Source organism: Haloplanus sp. C73 (assembly GCF_051195115.1).
Taxonomy (GTDB): Archaea; Halobacteriota; Halobacteria; order Halobacteriales; family Haloferacaceae; genus Haloplanus.
This window is the reverse complement of record NZ_JBNTJZ010000006.1, coordinates 81,989-98,266: the sequence shown is the minus strand read 5'-3', so window position 1 is coordinate 98,266 and position 16,278 is coordinate 81,989. Positions and strand designations below refer to the sequence as shown.

General features: G+C 66.7%; 19 protein-coding genes. 4 read left to right on the top strand and 15 right to left on the bottom strand.

Annotated elements, in window-relative coordinates:
- Positions 1 to 33: 33 nt before the first annotated feature.
- On the bottom strand, positions 34 to 375 hold the full coding sequence (locus tag ACQUSQ_RS11665; RefSeq protein ID WP_435069368.1) for a hypothetical protein: 342 nt from the start codon (positions 373 to 375) through the stop codon (positions 34 to 36).
- A gap of 55 nt (positions 376 to 430) precedes the next feature.
- Positions 431 to 1,762 (bottom strand): adenylosuccinate synthase, encoded by a 1,332-nt coding sequence (locus ACQUSQ_RS11660; RefSeq protein ID WP_435069366.1) that lies wholly within the window; start codon positions 1,760 to 1,762, stop codon positions 431 to 433.
- 217 nt (positions 1,763 to 1,979) lie between these two features.
- On the opposite strand from ACQUSQ_RS11660, the gene ACQUSQ_RS11655 reads away from it, so the two are divergent.
- Entirely contained in the window at positions 1,980 to 2,285 is a 306-nt protein-coding gene (locus tag ACQUSQ_RS11655) for a hypothetical protein (RefSeq protein ID WP_435069364.1), read from the top strand.
- On the opposite strand, the gene ACQUSQ_RS11650 is transcribed toward ACQUSQ_RS11655, so the two are convergent.
- From ACQUSQ_RS11650 to ACQUSQ_RS11635, 4 genes are all read right to left on the bottom strand, one after another.
- Complete coding sequence (locus ACQUSQ_RS11650) at positions 2,282 to 4,237, bottom strand: DUF7527 domain-containing protein (protein WP_435069362.1); 1,956 nt, start codon at positions 4,235 to 4,237, stop codon at positions 2,282 to 2,284. The two genes, ACQUSQ_RS11655 and ACQUSQ_RS11650, sit on opposite strands and share 4 nt — an antisense overlap.
- Positions 4,238 to 4,280: 43 nt before the next feature.
- Positions 4,281 to 4,502 carry a CDGSH iron-sulfur domain-containing protein gene (locus ACQUSQ_RS11645; protein ID WP_435069360.1) on the bottom strand — a complete coding sequence of 74 codons (222 nt, stop codon included), beginning with the start codon at positions 4,500 to 4,502 and terminating at the stop codon, positions 4,281 to 4,283.
- A gap of 39 nt (positions 4,503 to 4,541) precedes the next feature.
- Positions 4,542 to 4,769, bottom strand: a complete 228-nt coding sequence (locus ACQUSQ_RS11640; protein ID WP_435069359.1) for a DUF7385 family protein — start codon at positions 4,767 to 4,769, stop codon at positions 4,542 to 4,544.
- A gap of 69 nt (positions 4,770 to 4,838) precedes the next feature.
- Entirely contained in the window at positions 4,839 to 5,690 is an 852-nt protein-coding gene (locus ACQUSQ_RS11635) for a cytochrome c oxidase subunit 3 (RefSeq protein WP_435069358.1), read from the bottom strand.
- Positions 5,691 to 5,788: 98 nt separating this feature from the next.
- Between ACQUSQ_RS11635 and ACQUSQ_RS11630 the strand changes: the two genes are divergently transcribed.
- Together ACQUSQ_RS11630 and ACQUSQ_RS11625 are read left to right on the top strand one after the other, a co-directional pair.
- The gene (locus tag ACQUSQ_RS11630) at positions 5,789 to 7,180 is read left to right on the top strand and encodes a hypothetical protein (RefSeq protein WP_435069356.1); all 1,392 of its coding nucleotides are present in this window, start codon (positions 5,789 to 5,791) and stop codon (positions 7,178 to 7,180) included.
- Positions 7,177 to 7,446 carry a C2H2-type zinc finger protein gene (locus tag ACQUSQ_RS11625; RefSeq protein ID WP_435069354.1) on the top strand — a complete coding sequence of 90 codons (270 nt, stop codon included), beginning with the start codon at positions 7,177 to 7,179 and terminating at the stop codon, positions 7,444 to 7,446. The genes ACQUSQ_RS11630 and ACQUSQ_RS11625 overlap by 4 nt, the downstream gene beginning before the upstream one ends.
- Positions 7,447 to 7,455: 9 nt before the next feature.
- On the opposite strand, the gene ACQUSQ_RS11620 is transcribed toward ACQUSQ_RS11625, so the two are convergent.
- Entirely contained in the window at positions 7,456 to 8,529 is a 1,074-nt protein-coding gene (locus tag ACQUSQ_RS11620; protein WP_435069352.1) for a phytoene/squalene synthase family protein, read from the bottom strand.
- 106 nt (positions 8,530 to 8,635) lie between these two features.
- Between ACQUSQ_RS11620 and ACQUSQ_RS11615 the strand changes: the two genes are divergently transcribed.
- Positions 8,636 to 9,871 carry an LEA type 2 family protein gene (locus ACQUSQ_RS11615; RefSeq protein ID WP_435069350.1) on the top strand — a complete coding sequence of 412 codons (1,236 nt, stop codon included), beginning with the start codon at positions 8,636 to 8,638 and terminating at the stop codon, positions 9,869 to 9,871.
- Here ACQUSQ_RS11615 and ACQUSQ_RS11610 read toward each other — a convergent pair whose 3' ends face one another.
- The 8 genes from ACQUSQ_RS11610 to ACQUSQ_RS11575 all read right to left on the bottom strand — a co-directional run bounded on the left by ACQUSQ_RS11610 (position 9,872) and on the right by ACQUSQ_RS11575 (position 16,271).
- Positions 9,872 to 10,903 (bottom strand): PhoU domain-containing protein, encoded by a 1,032-nt coding sequence (locus tag ACQUSQ_RS11610; protein WP_435069348.1) that lies wholly within the window; start codon positions 10,901 to 10,903, stop codon positions 9,872 to 9,874.
- Positions 10,904 to 10,983: 80 nt separating this feature from the next.
- Positions 10,984 to 12,042 carry an ATP-NAD kinase family protein gene (locus tag ACQUSQ_RS11605; RefSeq protein ID WP_435069347.1) on the bottom strand — a complete coding sequence of 353 codons (1,059 nt, stop codon included), beginning with the start codon at positions 12,040 to 12,042 and terminating at the stop codon, positions 10,984 to 10,986.
- A 631-nt stretch (positions 12,043 to 12,673) separates the two neighbouring features.
- Positions 12,674 to 13,357: a competence/damage-inducible protein A gene (locus ACQUSQ_RS11600; RefSeq protein WP_435069346.1), complete on the bottom strand. Its 684-nt coding sequence runs from the start codon at positions 13,355 to 13,357 to the stop codon at positions 12,674 to 12,676.
- Positions 13,358 to 13,402: 45 nt separating this feature from the next.
- Positions 13,403 to 14,191, bottom strand: coding sequence for a DUF5803 family protein (locus ACQUSQ_RS11595; protein ID WP_435069344.1), 789 nt, complete (start codon positions 14,189 to 14,191; stop codon positions 13,403 to 13,405).
- A gap of 3 nt (positions 14,192 to 14,194) precedes the next feature.
- Positions 14,195 to 14,863: a DUF2110 family protein gene (locus tag ACQUSQ_RS11590; RefSeq protein WP_435069343.1), complete on the bottom strand. Its 669-nt coding sequence runs from the start codon at positions 14,861 to 14,863 to the stop codon at positions 14,195 to 14,197.
- A complete protein-coding gene (locus ACQUSQ_RS11585; RefSeq protein ID WP_435069342.1) occupies positions 14,863 to 15,387 on the bottom strand; it encodes a transcription factor in 525 nt (174 codons plus the stop codon). The genes ACQUSQ_RS11590 and ACQUSQ_RS11585 overlap by 1 nt, the downstream gene beginning before the upstream one ends.
- A 61-nt stretch (positions 15,388 to 15,448) precedes the next feature.
- A complete protein-coding gene (locus ACQUSQ_RS11580) occupies positions 15,449 to 16,036 on the bottom strand; it encodes an NfeD family protein (RefSeq protein WP_435069340.1) in 588 nt (195 codons plus the stop codon).
- Between the two features lie 40 nt (positions 16,037 to 16,076).
- Positions 16,077 to 16,271, bottom strand: coding sequence for a DUF7312 domain-containing protein (locus ACQUSQ_RS11575; RefSeq protein WP_435069338.1), 195 nt, complete (start codon positions 16,269 to 16,271; stop codon positions 16,077 to 16,079).
- Positions 16,272 to 16,278: the final 7 nt, after the last annotated feature.

Genomic DNA, 16,278 nt, shown 5'->3' with positions numbered 1-16,278 from the left:
ACTAAAAGAGTACCCCGGCGATGGGCGGGGTCGTCAGTCGTCGGTAACCGGCGACACGTCCGCGACGGTCACAGCCATACCGAACAGGTACAGGCCGAGTCCGGTCACGCCGACCGGAACGGAAACCTGTAACAGCGTCGACCCCGCGAAGGCGCCGACGCCGCCCCCGAGCGCGCCGACTTTCCGCGACGAGGCCGACCGACTCGACAGGGTAGCCCAGTCGTCCCAGTGGGCGAGCACGAGAGTAGTTATGGCGCTGTAGACGAGGGCGATGGAGAGCAACGGAAGGAGGGACCCATCGGAGACGGTGGCGACGACGGCGGCGAGGCCGACGCCGACGAGGAGGGCAAGGGCGTAGCGGAGGGAGCGTCGCATATCGGGTGCTGTGTCTCGGACGGTCAAAAAACATCCCGCGTCGTCTCCGGGCAGGCTACGCGGTCCGCTCGAAGGGGTCGGCGAGTTCGATGGTTTCGGCGCGGTCGGGACCGACGCCGACGGCGTAGATGGGCGCGCCGACCTCGTCGCTCACGTAGTCGAGGTAGGTCTGTGCGCCGTCGGGGAGAGCGTCGTAGCCGTCGTCGGCGACGGCGGCCCAGTCGACTTCCGGCCACGGGTCGAACGACTTGAGAATCGGCTCACACTCGGCCCAGCGCTCGGTCGTCGCCGGCATCGTCTCCAGTCGCTCGCCGTCGAGTTCGTAGGCGTCGCCGACCTTCACCTCGTCCAGTCCGGCGAGGACGTCAAGGTGATTGACAGCGATGCCGGTGAAGCCGCTGACGCGGGCCGCGTGCCGGAGCATCGGAACGTCGAGCCAACCGATGCGGCGCGGGCGACCCGTGACGGTCCCGAACTCGCCACCTTTCTCGCGGATGTAGTCGGCGAGGTCCTCGTCCGCCCCGTCGAGTTCGGTCGGGAGCGGGCCGGTGCCGACCCGCGAGAGGTAGGCCTTCACGATGCCGACGACTTCGCCCTGCCCGACGACCGTCGGACCGACGCCGGTCCCCGTCGACGCGCCGCCGGCGGTCGGGTTCGAGGAAGTGACGTAGGGGTAGATACCGTGGTCGATGTCGATGGAGGTGCCCTGTGCACCCTCGAACAGCAGGTTCGACCCGTCGTCGAGTTCGTTTCCGAGGAAATCGCCCGCGTTCACGGTCATGTTCTCCTCCGCGAGGCGGCGCCCGACGGCGGCGAACTCCTCGTGGAGGGCGTCGATGTCGAACTCCTCACCGGCTTCGAGTCCGAAGACGTCCTCGACGATGGCGCGTTTCTGCGGGACGACGTACTCGAGTCGGTCGCGAAGCACGTCGGGATCGAGGAGGTCGCCGACGCGGATGCCGCGGCGACCGACCTTGTCCTCGTAGGTGGGACCGATGCCGCGGCCGGTCGTGCCGGCTTCGAGGTCGTCGTCGCTCTTGGCCTCCTCCTCGATGCCGTCGAGGACGCGGTGGTACGGCATGATGACGTGGGCGCGTCGAGCGACGCGTACGTCGGGGTCGAGACCACGCTCGCGGAGCGTGTCGAGTTCGTCGAACAGCGTACGCGGGTTGACGACACAGCCGTTGCCGAGAATCCCGACTTTCCCTCTGACGGCGCCGCTGGGCACCAGAGACAGCTTGTACTCTTCGCCTCCCTCGACGACGGTGTGGCCGGCGTTGTCCCCGCCCTGATACCGGACCACGATGTCGGCGTTCCCACCCCACAGGTCGACGAGGGCACCCTTGCCCTCGTCGCCGAGCTGGGACCCGACGATGGTGACAGTCATATCCGAACGGGGATTTCGGCCCACTCGCTAAACCGATTACGATACCGTCACGCACCCAACCCGAATCGAGAACGGGCCGAAAGTCGACGGCGTCGGCCGCTCGACCCCGCTGAAGCCGCCGCGACCCGAAGCGTTAACTACTCCCACCCCTCAGAAGCGGGTAGCGCGGGGCGGCACAGCAACTTTTAAAACCCGCAAAGACAAGTTAACAAGTGTCATGATAGACCGGCTCGAGAAAGAAGTCGATATGCTCGAACGACACCTTCAGGTGTTGAAGATGGTCATCGGTAACGAACCTATCGGAATCGTGAAGATGTCCAACGAGACGGGGTACCCGCATCACAAGGTCCGCTACTCGCTCCGTGTTCTGGAGGAGGAGAACCTCATCGAACCGTCGAGTCAGGGCGCAATCACCACCGAAGACACTGCAGATTTCGTCGACGAACTCGACGAGAAAATCGACTCCATCGTCGAGAAGCTCGACTCGATGAAAATCGAAGAGACCGCAGAGATTGAGAGCTAGAGCTCCGGAACGCTGAGGAAGAAGTCCCCATCTCGTGCCTCGACGAGACAGAGGTGAAAGCCCGCCTTCCGTGAGAGTTTGACGTAGCTTTTCCGCGAACTGCGACTGAACAGCCCGCCGCGAGTGGCGTCGACAGCCGTCTCCATCGCGTCGGCCTCGAAGAAACTCGTCGTCACCGCAAACGCCGCGGCGAAGGACGGCAGGGCGTCGCTCACCGACCGCGCACCCTCGACCAGCGACCGAATCGGCGCGGCCCGCGTGGGGTCCCGCGAGTCGTCGAAGGTGGCGACGAAAAGCGGGTCACCCATCTTGTCCCGGAACACGACGTCGAACGCCTCGGTCGTCGCCTCGCCACCTCCCTCGCCCTCGTCGTCGACGGTCACGTCGACTGCCCCGCGAAGGTCGATGCGGTCGACTCGCTCGATGGCGTCGTAGAGCTTGGTCATCTCGGGTTTGGCGTTGGCCTGCCGAATCTCGGTCGTGAGCGAGAGCAGGAGCCACGTCGCGAAGCGATGCTCCGGCGTCTCTCGGAGGAACGTTTCGAACGGCTGGTCGTCTACGTACACGCCCTCGTCCTCGAACTCCGTATGGTAGTCCAGCCGGAGGTTCTCCCGGAGTTCGTCCGGCGAGAGTCGCCCCTCTGCGGCACCTTCGAGCGTCCCGGCGGCCTTGTCCTCGTAGCGGACGAACAGGTTGGTTCCAGCGAGTGCCTCCTCGGGGTCGAGAGTGCGTTCCGGCTGGTCGCCGGCCTCCAACCGCTCGATTTCCGATTCGAGCCGCCCCACGCGCTCGCGGAGGCTTTCGACCTCCGCCTGCAACTCGTCGCGCTCGCTCGCGAGGCGGTCACGCTCCGCTTCGAGTTCCGCCTTCGCCTCGCGGGCGGTGTCGAGTTCGCGTCGGAGGTTGTCGATATCGGGGCTCTCGACCGCCGCTCCGCCCGGTTCGGATTCGGCGGCCGCGTCGTCGGCCGATTCGGAACCCGTCTCGTCGGCGGCCTCGGCGTCCGATTCGGCGGCCGCGTCTCCGGCTGTCGAGTCCGCGTCCCCGAAAGCGACATCAGGCGTCGACGCCGGAGCCGTCTCGTCTTCGGCCGCATCGCCCGTCTCGTCGTCCGCCTCGGCGTCCGCGGCCGCCTCCGACTCCATTTCGGCTTCCTCGGTCGCCGTCTCGGTGTCTCCGGCCTCGGTATCCGCCGATGAGTCGGCGTCGACGCCGCTCATCTCGCCCAGCGCCTCGAACTCGGAGTCCGTCGAATCGGGCGTCTCCTCGTCGGTCACGCCCTCCGCTTCCGAGTCCGCGTCGTCACTCGCCGAGTCGGTCGATTCCTCCCCGTCCGTCGCCTCCTCGTCCGCATCGACCGAGCCAGCGTCGCCCTCGGACGCGACGGCGACGGCGGTGTCCATCTCCGCCGGCCGCTCGGGCAGGTCGACCACCTCGATGTCGGCGTCGACGACGCTGTAGATGCCGACTTCGTCCGCGGCGAGGTCGAAGGCCTCGTCACCCGTGACCAGTCGGCGACTGTTGCCCACGTACGCCACGGGGAGCGACCGGCTACCGTAGTAGACGATGTAGTAATCCCCGGAGAGGACGTTCTCGGAGAGTTCGACGTAGCCGACGAAGTTGCCGGTCGAGAGCGTCTCGTGAATCTCGGAAAGCGGCGTGTCGTTCGAGTAGTACTGCCCGCGAACCTCGCCGCCGCGGGCCTGCATGGCATAGAGCAAGGGAAGGGAGACGTCAGGTGCGGCGTACGCCGTCAGCGACGCGTCCTCGAAGTCGTGAACGTCGCCGTCGAACACCCCGACGACGCGCCCGTTGAGGACGAACGCCCACGCCGTGCCGTCGGTGACGGCGCCGGAGAACTCGTCGTCCACCAGCTCGTACAGCCCGGCGACACCGTCCGAGACGGAGCGGGTGCTCCACTCGGTCACGACGTCGAGAATCTCGCCATCCATTTGTGCAGGTATGCACGAAACCGAGCCAAATACTTTCCGGCGGCTACTCCTCGACGGTTATCGATATCCGGCGTCGCTCGCCGTCGACGTACTTGTACAGTTCGTCGGGGTCCTCGTCTTCGGCCCGTTGGTGCGAGCCGTCACAGAACGGGTACGTCTCGCTCAGTCCACAGAGACAGACGGCGATATCGCCTTTCTCCTCGTCGATATCCTCGGGCGTGATAATCTTCGGCCCGGTCGCGGTGTGCGTGACTTCGCGCGCCATACCGTGGCGTCAGTGCGGAGCCTCTTACGTGCTGGGGGGTCAGTGCTTGTGCGTGAACAGAAGCGGGCTGTCGTCGTGGACGGTGACACAGATGTCGAGCGGCTCTATCTGTTCGAGGCTCGTCTCTTGGTTCTTACACACGACGAGGTCGTCGAACGGCTCCTCACAGACCGGACACGCGACGGAGACGGTGTTCTGGTAGAGTTTGATTTCGTCGTTCTCTTCGCGAGGCGTCAGCGACGACACGAGTTGTTCGAGGTCGTCCATACAACTCTCTGTCGCTGGAGGCCATATAAATCCACGGCGCAGTCGACGCGTGACGGGTGCGTACCGTCGTCAGGCGCCGACTTCCGCGCCGGCATAGAGGATGACGACGAGGAAAATCCAGACCACGTCGACGAAGTGCCAGTACATCGAGACGGTGGTCACCGAGACGTGTCGGTCGGCGGAGTACTGGCCGGCGAGCGCCCGAATGGTGACAATGGCGAGCAACACGCCACCGAGCGAGACGTGAAGTCCGTGCAGGCCGGTGAGGCCGTAGAAGGCCGAGCCGAAGAACCCGGATTCGAACGTGAAGTTCGAGTGGATGATGAACTCGTAGTACTCGTAAATCTGCCCACCGATGAACACCACACCGAGCAGGAGCGTCACGAGCAGTCCGAGGATGAACTTCCGGCGGTTGTTGTTCCGGATGGCGACGTGGGCCCAGTGAAGCGTCAGGCTGGACGCCACCAAGATGGCGGTGTTGATGAGGACGAGCGAACCCAGCAGGTGCGGAAGCTCACCCGGCGGCCACGTGCCCGCTCGGATGAAGAAGTAGTAGCCGAACCCGGCGCCGAAAGTGGCGAGTTCGGACCCGAGGAACGACACCATCCCCCAGCGAAGCGCCTTCGCGCTCGTCTCGTTACTGCCGCGCGACCAGAACGTCGAGACGAAGGCGTGATACAGCCAGCCGTAGAGGCCGAAGAGGAACGTCCCGACGCTCGCCGCCCCGAGCAGCGGCGCGAACAGCGGGTTAATAGTCGACTCGTCGCCGCCCGAGACGATGTACAGGCCGGCGGCGATGTACAGGCCACCGGCGCCCAGTGCCGTGATGAACGGCCACCAACTCGCCTCGCCGAGCCCTCGCGGCCAGTCTTCGACTGCCGGGAGGTGATGTCCGTGGTCGTCACCGTGATCGGTACTCATACCCCCCCGTTGCGATTCAACTACCAAAAATCCTCCCAACCATCGCGACGAGTCGCTTCCGGAAGCTACTCCACCGGCCCAATCCAACCCCCGATACGATGGTCACGACGCCGCGCTGGCGCCACGCCGGTCGAGTCGCACTCGCCGTCACGCTCTCACTGGGGGCCAGCGCGGGCGTCGCCACCGCCCACAGCGGCGGACTCGGCGGCACGGGACGCGACCCAATCGCCGTCCCCATGTGGCTCTTCCTTCTCACAGGCGGCGGCGTCGTCGGCGTCTCCTTCCTGCTCGCCAGTTTCGTCACCGACCGACGGCTCATCGACGCCATCCACGACTGGCGCCGACCGCTCCCGACGCCCGGACGCCTCCTGCGCGCCGCGGCGCGTCTCGGTGCGCTCGCTCTCCTCGTCGCCGCCGTCGTCGTCGGCTACGTCGGCCCGGGAACCGGCGTTCGGAGCCTCACCATCCTCGTCGTCTGGGTGGGCTGGTGGGGTGGCTACGTCGCCACGACGTATCTCGTCGGGAATACGTGGCCGACGCTCAACCCCTTCCGAACGCTCGCGGCGCCGCTCCCGTCGCTGAATCGCCCGTACCCCGACCGACTCGGCGCGTGGCCGAGCGTCGCCGGTCTCCTCCTCCTCGTCTGGATAGAAGTGATGACGCCGCTCGCCGACGACCCGCGGCTTCTCGCGACGGTGCTCGTGGCGTACACCGGCGTCACACTCGCCGGCACCGTCGTCGTCGGCGAAGAAGCGTGGTTCGACCGCGTCGACCCGCTTGCGCGGGCGTTCCGACTCTACGGATATCTCGCGCCCCTGACCGTCGAGTCGGGGCGGCTCCGCCTGCGCCTCCCCGGTGCCGACCTCCCCGAGACGGCGTTCGAGGGACAAGACGACGTGGCGTTCGTCGTCACGCTCCTTTTCGTCACGACGTACGACGGCTTCGTCGCGACGGGGCTGTGGGCCGGCGTCGCGCGCGCCGTCGTCGGCGTCGGCGCCCCCCCGACCGCACTCTATCTCGGCGCGTATCTCGCCGGCGCCGCCCTGTTCTATCTGGCCTACCGAGCCTCGGCCCGGTTCAGTCGACGCGGGGCCGACACCCACCTCACGGCGACGTATCTCGCGCGGCGGTTCGCGCCCGCGCTCCTGCCCATCGCCGCGGGCTACCACCTCGCGCACAACTTCAGTTCGGTGCTGGTGCTGGCGCCGACACTCAGCGTCGTCGCCGCCGCGCCCCTGTCGCCGCCGCCGTCGCCGCCCCAACTCGCCGGGTTGCCGACGTGGTTCGGCGGCCTCGAACTCGCCTGTGTCCTGCTGGGCCACCTCGTCGCCGTCTGGGTCGCCCACGCCACCGCCTACGACGTCTTCCCCTCGCGACTGCAAGCGGTGCGGAGTCAGTACGGCGTCACCGCCGTCATGGTCGGCTACACCATGCTCAGCCTCTGGATAGTCGCCGAACCGTACGTCGCCCCACCCTTTATCGCAACATGATAAATCCCGACCGCGACACCGACGTGCCGCCCGACGCGACGGCCCACGTCTGCGAGCGGTGTGGCCGCCCGTTCACTCGCGAGCAACACCTCGCGCTCCACCGCGGGCTGAACCACCCGGAGACGCTCTCGGATGCCGAACGCGAGGCGTTCGAGACGGCCCGAGACGAGGAGACAGAGGAGTTGCGGCGGTTCAGGTTACTGGCGCTCGCGGCGCTGGTCGGGCTCTACTTCGGCTTCCTGATGACGTACGCAGTCGTGACCTAACAAGAACAGTCAGTCCGCCTGTCCGCTCGCCCGATGGAACGGCTCGCCGGCGATGTCCTCCCGGAGGTCGCCGAGCGAATCCGACGGCGACCCGGTCATCTCCGTGACGACGGCGAACACTTCCTGCCGCGAAATCTTTACGCCGGTCGAAGAGAGCGCGTCCTCGGGCCGTTCGAGCAGTTCGCGGAGCGTGCCAACGGCGAGGAGGAAGGGGATGGCCCACGCCGCGACGGTGTTGCCGTCGGTGGTGGGCACCGCCTCCAGATAGGTCTGGGCGTCGTCGAGGAACGAACGCGCGTGGGTGGCCGTCCGCTTGACGACGGCCGCCGCCCCAGACTCGTGTTCGGGGGCGATGACCTCGTCCTGCGGGACGCCCTCCGCGGCCAGCCACTCCGCGGGCAGGTAGACGTTGTCCTCCTCGGTGTAGTCGTCGTAGACGTCCTTGGCGACGTTGACCAACTGGAGCAGGAGGCCGAACTCCTCGGCGGTGTCGTAGAGTCGGGCGCGGCGGTCGCCGCTCAGGTCGCCGCGAGCGAGCAGGTTGGTAACGAGGTTGCCGACGGTGCCGGCGGCGTAGTAACAGTACTCTTCGAGTTCCTCGCGCGACTCGATGCGGAGGCCACCCTCGTCGGCGTAGCGCTCGACGAACATGGCCATCCCCTGCACGAGTTCGCGCGCCGGCGGCGTGACTGCCTCGCACACGTCGTCCGGCAACCCACGGAAGGTGTCGACGATTCGTGGGGTGCTCGCGACGACCTCCCAGTCGTCGGTTCGGTCGGCGGCGTCCGGAAGCCACTCGTCGACGGAGTCGCGAAAGGCCTCGGGGTCGGTGTCGTCGTCCGGGTCGAGTACGCTGTCGTACTCGCGCAGAAGCCGGGTCTGTTCGGCCGGCGGGATGTGGTCTGCGTCCTCGACGGTGTCGGGCACGCGACAGAGGAGGTAGCCGATACAGATGTACGACGCCATCGGTTCGTCAAGCACGTCGACGGTCAACGCAAACGTTCGAGAGACGCCCTGTACCGCCTCGTGACACCACTCGAGGTCGGCCGAATCACCGGGAGGTCTGGCTGCGTGTCGAGACATTCGGAGCGCTTTCGCGTTACGACCGAGGGGATAAAAAGGCTCGTGGGCGATTTCGGCTCGTTCGAGAGCCGCAAGTAGTATCACCGCGGCGGTCCGTCGACTCGATATGTTTGCTCGGCTCCGCCGAACCCTGTCGACGACGCGCCGACTCGTCGCCGTCGCCGTCGTCGCCGTCGTCGTACTGGCCGGCGTCGCGTTTTTCGTGTTCAGCCAGCCGTCGGTGGCCGGCGTCGACAATCGCTTCGGAAACGTCACCGACGAGACGACGACCATCGAGAGCGAACTAATCGTCGAGAACCCGAACCCCATCGGCGCCCAACTCGGCGGCGTCACGGTCGATTACGCCATCGACATGAACGGCATTCGGATGGCCAACGGGACGAAAAACGGCGTCTCGATACCAAAGGGACAGTCGACCGTCCCCATGACGACCCGGCTCGACAACGAGCGCATCCCCGCGTGGTGGGTGAGCCACATCCGCAACGACGAGCAGACGACACTCGCCGTCAACGCCGACGTCCACTCCTCGGCGCTCGGCGCCTCATTCGGGGCACCGAAAGTCACTCGCTCCATCGAGACGGACATCATCTCCGCGTTCAACTCCACCGAATCCCGACCCGTCGGTGAGTCGCCGAGCGGCGGCCCCATCCTCGTCATCCGCGAAACCAGCGCGCAGTGGGGCGGCGTCGACACCGACGCGACCCGCATCGACATGGAGTTCGTCGTCCACAACCCCAACAGCTACCCCGTGCCCATCTCCGAACTCAGCTACGAGGCGACGATGAACGGGGTGGCGATGGGAAGCGGCGCCACCGAGGGACACGGCGTGATTGCGCCGGGCGAAACCCGAACCATCGAGGCGACGACGACGCTCAACAACGGCCGAATCGACGAGTGGTGGGTGAGCCACCTGCAGAACAACCAGACGACAGACCTCCGAATCGACTTCGCCGCGCGCGTCGAACTGCCGACGGGGACGATGGAGATACCGCTCGACCCGCTCACTTATACCCGAACCATCGAGACGGACATCTTCGGCAACAAGGCAGACGAGACGGCGAGCGAATCGGAGGAAAACACCACCGCGACGCCAACGCCAGACGGCGAATCGACCGCGACGCCGACCCCCACGCCGGACGGCGAGTCGACACCGACGCCCACGCCAACTCCGACCGACGACGGCCTCCTCGACGACGGGTCGACGACATCGACAGCGACCCCGACGCCGACCGCGGAGCCGACAGCGACCCCGACGCCGACCGCGGAGCCGACAGCGACCCCGACGCCGACCCCAACGCCCACCGACGACGGGGGCCTACTCTCTATCCAGCCAGTCCGATAATCACTCGATAGTGACGTGTTCGGACTCCTCGTTGAGCGCGAGGTTGGCCGCGATTTCGGCGTTTCGCATGGCGTACTGCGCGGTCTGTTGGAGGCTGACAAGCACCTCACGGGTTCGGAGGAGTTCGACTTTCGGCATATCCGGGAGGCTCCGGATGAGTTCCATCTCGCGGTCCGTAATCTCCTCGTACATCCGCCCGACGGCGATGGCCTTGTCGTAGTCGCGTTCGACGACGGCCTCGACGGCGGTGGCGGTGATTTCGTCCACTTGGTCGGTGAACTCGCGGATGCGTCGCATGGTCGAGCCGTCGACGTCGAGCGTGTTGTCCGTCGCGTCGAGGGCGATGTTGCCGATGTCCTCGGCGTTGTCCGCGGTCAGTTCGAGATTTTTCGCCACCGAGCGGTAGCCGATGAGCGGGAAGCCAGACTCCAAGCCGACCGCTCGCGCGAGGTTCGGGTTCTGGTACGCCATGAAGATGAGGCGAAGCAGAAGGACGAAAATCTTGTTCGCCTGTCGCTCCCGGTTCAGCGCCCGTTCGGCCAAGTCGGCGTTCCCGTGGGCGATGGCCTTGATTGACTCGCCGCGCATCGTACTCCCCGTGTTCTCCAGTCGTTCGAGGAGGTTGTCGAGCGTGAAGTCCTCGGGGTCGACTGAACACCGGATGGCGATGCGCTCGGGCGTCTCCTCGATGACGCCGAGGCCCATCAACTGCGTCTCGGCGCGGTAGACGGCGTTGATGTGCTCGCTGTCGAGGGCACCCTCCGATTTCTGGATGTGGATGACGCGCCGGCCGAGAACGTACTGCGCGACGATGGCGCGTTCGAGCGCCCGCGAATCGAGGTTGTCGGCGTGAATCGTCGCCATCGACCCCTCCGTACTGGCCGACTCCGGCAGAACCGTGAGCGTCCCCTTGCCGCCCATCCGCAGCGACACCTCGTCCCCCTTCTCCACGTTGTTCTCCTTGGCCCACTCCGCCGGGAGCGTCATCGCGAGCGTCGATGGCCCCAGACGCTGTACCTTGCGTGTTTCCATATCACAGGTATGTCTGCCAGAGACCTTAATCTTCACTATGCACCATTATACCTCATGAATGGTGTTGAAGTCGGGCGGTTTTAGCGGACTTCCATGAGTCGGGACTCGAAACGTCCCACGCGGACGCGGGTCCACCCCCGCAGTTCAGCGTCGAGTTCCGGGTCGTCGGTGTCGACCCGAAGCGTTCCGATGTCGTCGAGTTTCGCCCGCGAGGCGACCACCGCCACGTCACACCGCCGAATCACTGCCGGCGAGAGTTGCGGGTTCCCCCGGCCGAAGATGAACCCCTGTCCCCCGATGGGCGAGACGACGACGACGTTTCGCTCCCCCAGTGCGTCGAGAATCGCCGACTCGCTCGCGTCTTCGACCAACACCTCGCCGTCGCGCCACACGTCGACGCCGAGCGGCGACCCCTCGAACCCGAGTGCGTCCTTTATTGCACCGACCGTACTCCCCGGCCCGAGGACGTAGGTGACGCCGGACGACACCTCCTCGACGAACCCCTCGGCCACCGCCTCGACGTTCCCGCTCCCCGTCTGTTTCGACGACTGCAGGTCCTCGCCGACCGGGACGCGAGCGACGGCGCGGAGGTCCGGGTCGACCGACCCCTCGCGGTAGGCGTCCTCGTCGATATCCAGTATCTCGCGGCGCTCGGTCCGTTCGAACGACGCGAGGACGTCCGCGGCGTCCTCCGGCGAGACGGCAAAGACCGAGGAGTAGACTTTCACGCCGCCGGGAATCCCGAGCATCGGCACGTCCGTTCCGTCGAGGGCGTCGGCGACGTCCGCGGCGGTGCCGTCGCCGCCGACGAAACAAACCAAGTCCACGTCGGCGTCGAGAAACGCCGCCACGGCGGCGCGGGTGTCTTCCGCCGTCGTCTCCGCCGATTCCGGCGCGCCGACCACCTCGGGGTCGAACCCCACCTCGCGGGCGAGCGCCGCCCCCATCGGCTCCCCCCACGTCACCAGCGTCGCGTCCGGCAGTCGCTCGCGGATGGCGGTGAGGGCACGCCGCGCACGCTCGGGGGACCGTGGCTCGGCACCGCGGGCGCGGGCCTCCTCGACCTTGTCGTCCGTCCCTTTCAGACCGACGCGCCCCCCCATGCCGGCGATGGGGTTGACCACGAACCCGAGTCGCATTGGCGTACTCTACGGCGGCGACGGCAAAAGGGTCGCGACTCGCACTACTGTTCAGACTAGTTCGTTCGGACTGAAGACACCTCGAAAGCCCCGACTCGCTGGAGTCGGAGGGCTCGCTGCGCTCCTCGGCCTTCGGCCTGCGGTGCTTACGTCGCCCGCCTTCCTCCAGCGAGTCGCCCCTTTCAGTCCCATCCAACGGCGGCCGGTTGGCCAGCCGATGCGGGTGGGACTGAAAGGGGCCGGCGTCTCGGCGTACCCGGACGTTCACGAGAGCGGAGCTCTCGTGAGCCAACCAGAACGCTTTGCGTTCTGGTGACGGTCGTCAGACCGGAGGTCTGACGAGCCAGACGGATCGCAGAGCGATCCGTCGACGACGCAAGCACCGCAACGGAGTGAGGAGCGCAGCGAGTCCCGAGAGCCGAGACGCCGGGGGCTTTCGAGGTGCTCCCAACTCCACCTGCGTATCTGAACACGACCTACTCGCGGGACGAACACTTAAGCGACTGCCGTCGGAAGCCGTTGGCATGTTCCTCCTCCAGTCCGGGGAACCGCTCCCTATCGCCGCGACGGCCGCGGCCGTGTTGCTCGCCAGCCTACTCCTCACCGGACTCTGGCTCCGATATCTGACGCGTTAGTCCTCGACTCGGTCGCGGAGCCACGCCGCCGCGGCCGCCGCCGTCTCCGGGTCCGACGCCGTCACTTTCAACCGCACGTCGTCGCCGGGGTAGCTCCCGACTGTCACGTCGAACTCCTCGCGGACGGCGCGAAGCCGGTCGAGGAGCGCGCTCTCCGGTTCGCTCGTCCGCACCACTTCGACGTGTCGCGGCGTTCCCTCGAACTCCGCCGCGACGGACTCGAACATGGCCTCCATCTCCGCCGGCACGCCCGGAAACACGTAAACGCCGTCGACGACGGCGCCGGGCGCGACACCCTCGGGATTCGGGAGGTGGCGCGCACCTTCGGGGAGGTGGGTCGTCCCCTCCGTGAGGTCGGCGGCGGCGTAGTCCCCGTGGTCGTCCAGCCACGCCGCCGCGTCCGCGTTCGGGACGACCGACCGACCGAGCGCCGCCGCGACGCCGTCCATCGTCACGTCGTCGTGGGTCGGGCCGACGCCGCCGGTGACGATGACCGCGTCGTACGCCGCGCGATACTCGTTGACGACGCGGGCGATGTCGGCGATTCGGTCCGGGACGGTCGTGACGCGGTCGACCGAGACGCCACGCTCGTCGAGGCGGTCACACAGCCACGAGGCGTTCGTGTTGACCGTATCCCCAGACAGCAGTTCGTCGCCGACGGTGACGACCGCAACTCGCATGAATACGGGTAGGCGGCCGGGGTTGAAAACAGCCGTGACCCGAGGTTAGCCCATCCCCGGCGGCGGGTCGTCGCGGAACTCGTCGTCCTCGGTGTCGACGTCGAGGCCGAGTTCCTCGCGGCGCTTCCGAAGCGCCTCGATGCGGCGCTTGTAGTAGAACGCCCCGCCCAGCCCGACGGCCACGAGCACCGCCGCCGCGCCGCCGAAGATAGTCAGGTCACGTTGCAGGTAGAACTGGACCGAGATTGCGTCGGCCTCGACGCTCTCCCACCGGATGATTCGCTGGTCGCCCTCGCTAATAACCTCGTAGCCGCCGGGGTCGACCGTCCCGAACGGGAACACCTCGACGCGTCGGTTCGGCGGCAGGACGACGGCGTACGACCCGTTCACGAACGCCGGGAGCGCGAAGCGCTTGGGCGTGCTCGACGACGTAAAGGCGAGTTGGCCGCCGTCGGTGCCGTTGGGCGTCGTGACCGATACGCGCGAGCGCGAGCGGTCGATTTCGCCCCCGCGCTCTCGAATCTCAGTACCCGTAATCACCGTCCCGTTGGAGTAGCGATAGCGGACCGCCGAGACGGGGATGGCGTTGCGCCCGCCGAAGCCGTCGCGTCGGAACAGTTCCATCGACCCGTCGTCGAGTCGATACACCGCCTGAAAGCGGGCGTTCTCCGTAATCGTGATGTGGGCGTCGACGTCGTTGTCCCAGACGTAGGGCGACGGCGGCTCCTCGTCCAGCCGCTCGTCAGAGATGGGCTGGGAGCCGAGCAACCCCGCACAGCCGGCGGTGAGCGCAAGCGCCGCGAGCGCCAGCGGAATCAGATACCGACGATTCATCGGTCAGGGGATGACGCATTTCAGCTCCGCCGGCAGGTACTCGCCGACGGAAGCAAGGAGGCCCGGCGGGTCAGTGCCCGGCGTACAGATGACGCTCTGTTCGAGCAGTCCCAACCGCTCAACGGTGACGATGTCGCGGGCGTGGCCAGCGCGATTCAGCGTCGCGCGCACCTCGCCCCGCGTCGCGCTGTTGACGTTGAGACGACCGTTCTCACCACGCGTCCAGTCGTAGAGCCGGTCGCGCTCTTCGTCGGCCAGTCGCGGCGGGTCGCCCGCCACGAACCGAAGCGGGAGATGCTGGACGAGGCCGAACCGGTCTCGAATCTGAGACGGTGACCCTCTGCCGAGGCCCAACTCGTCGGCGGGAATGCGCACCCGCTCGCCCGCGTCGAGGACGAACCCGTCCTCGTCCCACGATTCGAGGGTGCCGACGTACGTCTCGCCGTCTTCGAAGCCGGTGCCGATTTCGCCCCACTCCTCGCGGAGCGCGTTCCGTGCCGCCACCTCGTCGTCGCCGCTGACCGTCACCGAGACGAAGTCGTCGTGACGGACGCCGGTCGTCCACGTCACGTCCAAGTCTCCGATGGCGTTCTCGACGAGCGAGTTCATACCGTCGAGCGCTCGTTCGCGTGCCGACCCTTCGACGTAGCACTTGGTTGCGAGAACGACCATCAGCGAGTGATTTCCACGTTAAGCTCGTTTCGGAGCGCTTCGATTCGGCGTTCGGTCGCCTCAATCATGTCGTCGTTGTCCATCGGTTCGAGCGGGGCGCCCGTCTCCGGACACTGGAAGTCGAACTCCATCGCCTCGCTGAACTCGAAGCGGATACCTGCGGGCTCGGAGAGATAGAACTCGTGGGTTCGCTCGTACTCCAGTCGCTCCTCCAGCGCCTCGAGCAACCGGTACATCTCCTCCTCCAAATTCTCCGGGATGTTCTCGTACTCGAACGTCCAAAGATACGTGAGCCACCCGGAGTCCTCGTCGCGGACGCGGCGGTAGCTGGCGAGGTCGTTCTCGTAGAGGATAAAGAGCGCTCGGCGAACGTCGTTGAGTTCGAGTCCGAGCTCCTCGGCGAGTTCCTCGTCCGTCACCTCCCCGTCCGGCGGCGCGGCGGCGACCGGCATCCCCGTCGGCCCGACGAGTTCGTGGAGGTACTTCTGAATTACCGGGTCGCTCAGCAGCTCCTCAAAAGCCATTATGTCCCGTTCGGAGCGGTGGCGATTTAAACGCCACGGTGCCAGCGCCGCCACCCTCGTCTCAGGCGCGTTCGGGTTCGCCCTCGCGGTCGTCGTCCTCGGACTCCGTCTCCGCGCGTGCCCGCGCAAGTTCGGCGTCGATGTCGTCTTCCATCTCTTCCATCGACGCGACCGTGAGGACGTTCCCGCCACCGGGGTCGACCACCAACACCTCGGTACCGACCGGTATCTCGCCGTCCATCGAGCGGGCGGCGTAGTTCGGGTTGAAGCCGCCGCGGTCGAGTTTGACCGTCCCCTCGCGGGGCGTGACGCGCTCGGTCACGGTTCCGGTCCGCCCGCGGAGCGAGTCGGAGTCGCTCGTCTGCCCGATGCTCCCGTCCCCGTAGAGGTCGAACTGCCGGTAGCCGACGAGCGCCAACCCGCCGAACACGAGAATCAGCACCGAGAGGACGAAGGGACCGGCCACCGGGCCGAGGAGCAGGCCGACGATGCCGGCGGCGAGCAGCGCCACGCCGAGGACCGCGAAGTGTGCCCCCGGCGCCATCGCCTCCGCTATCGAGAGGCCCAACCCGGCGACTATCAGTAGCAACGGGAGCGTCTCCGGCCCGAGTTCGAGCCCGAACTGGAGCGCGACCGTGGGTGTGACCATACCGACCGTTTGGCCTGCGGGTGTTTATACTACCGGCCAGTTAGAGACTGCCGAACGCGGCGACGAAGACGCCGACCGACAGCGCCACACCGAGCAACACGAACACGACGTTCTCCAGTTCGGGCGATTCGGGGGTGATGGCCGCGGTGTCCTCGGCCTCCTCACCGACATCGTCGAGGGCGAAACGCCACGGCGACTCGTCGTCGTCGCGGTCGTCGTCCGGAAGCGCGCTCATACCCTCA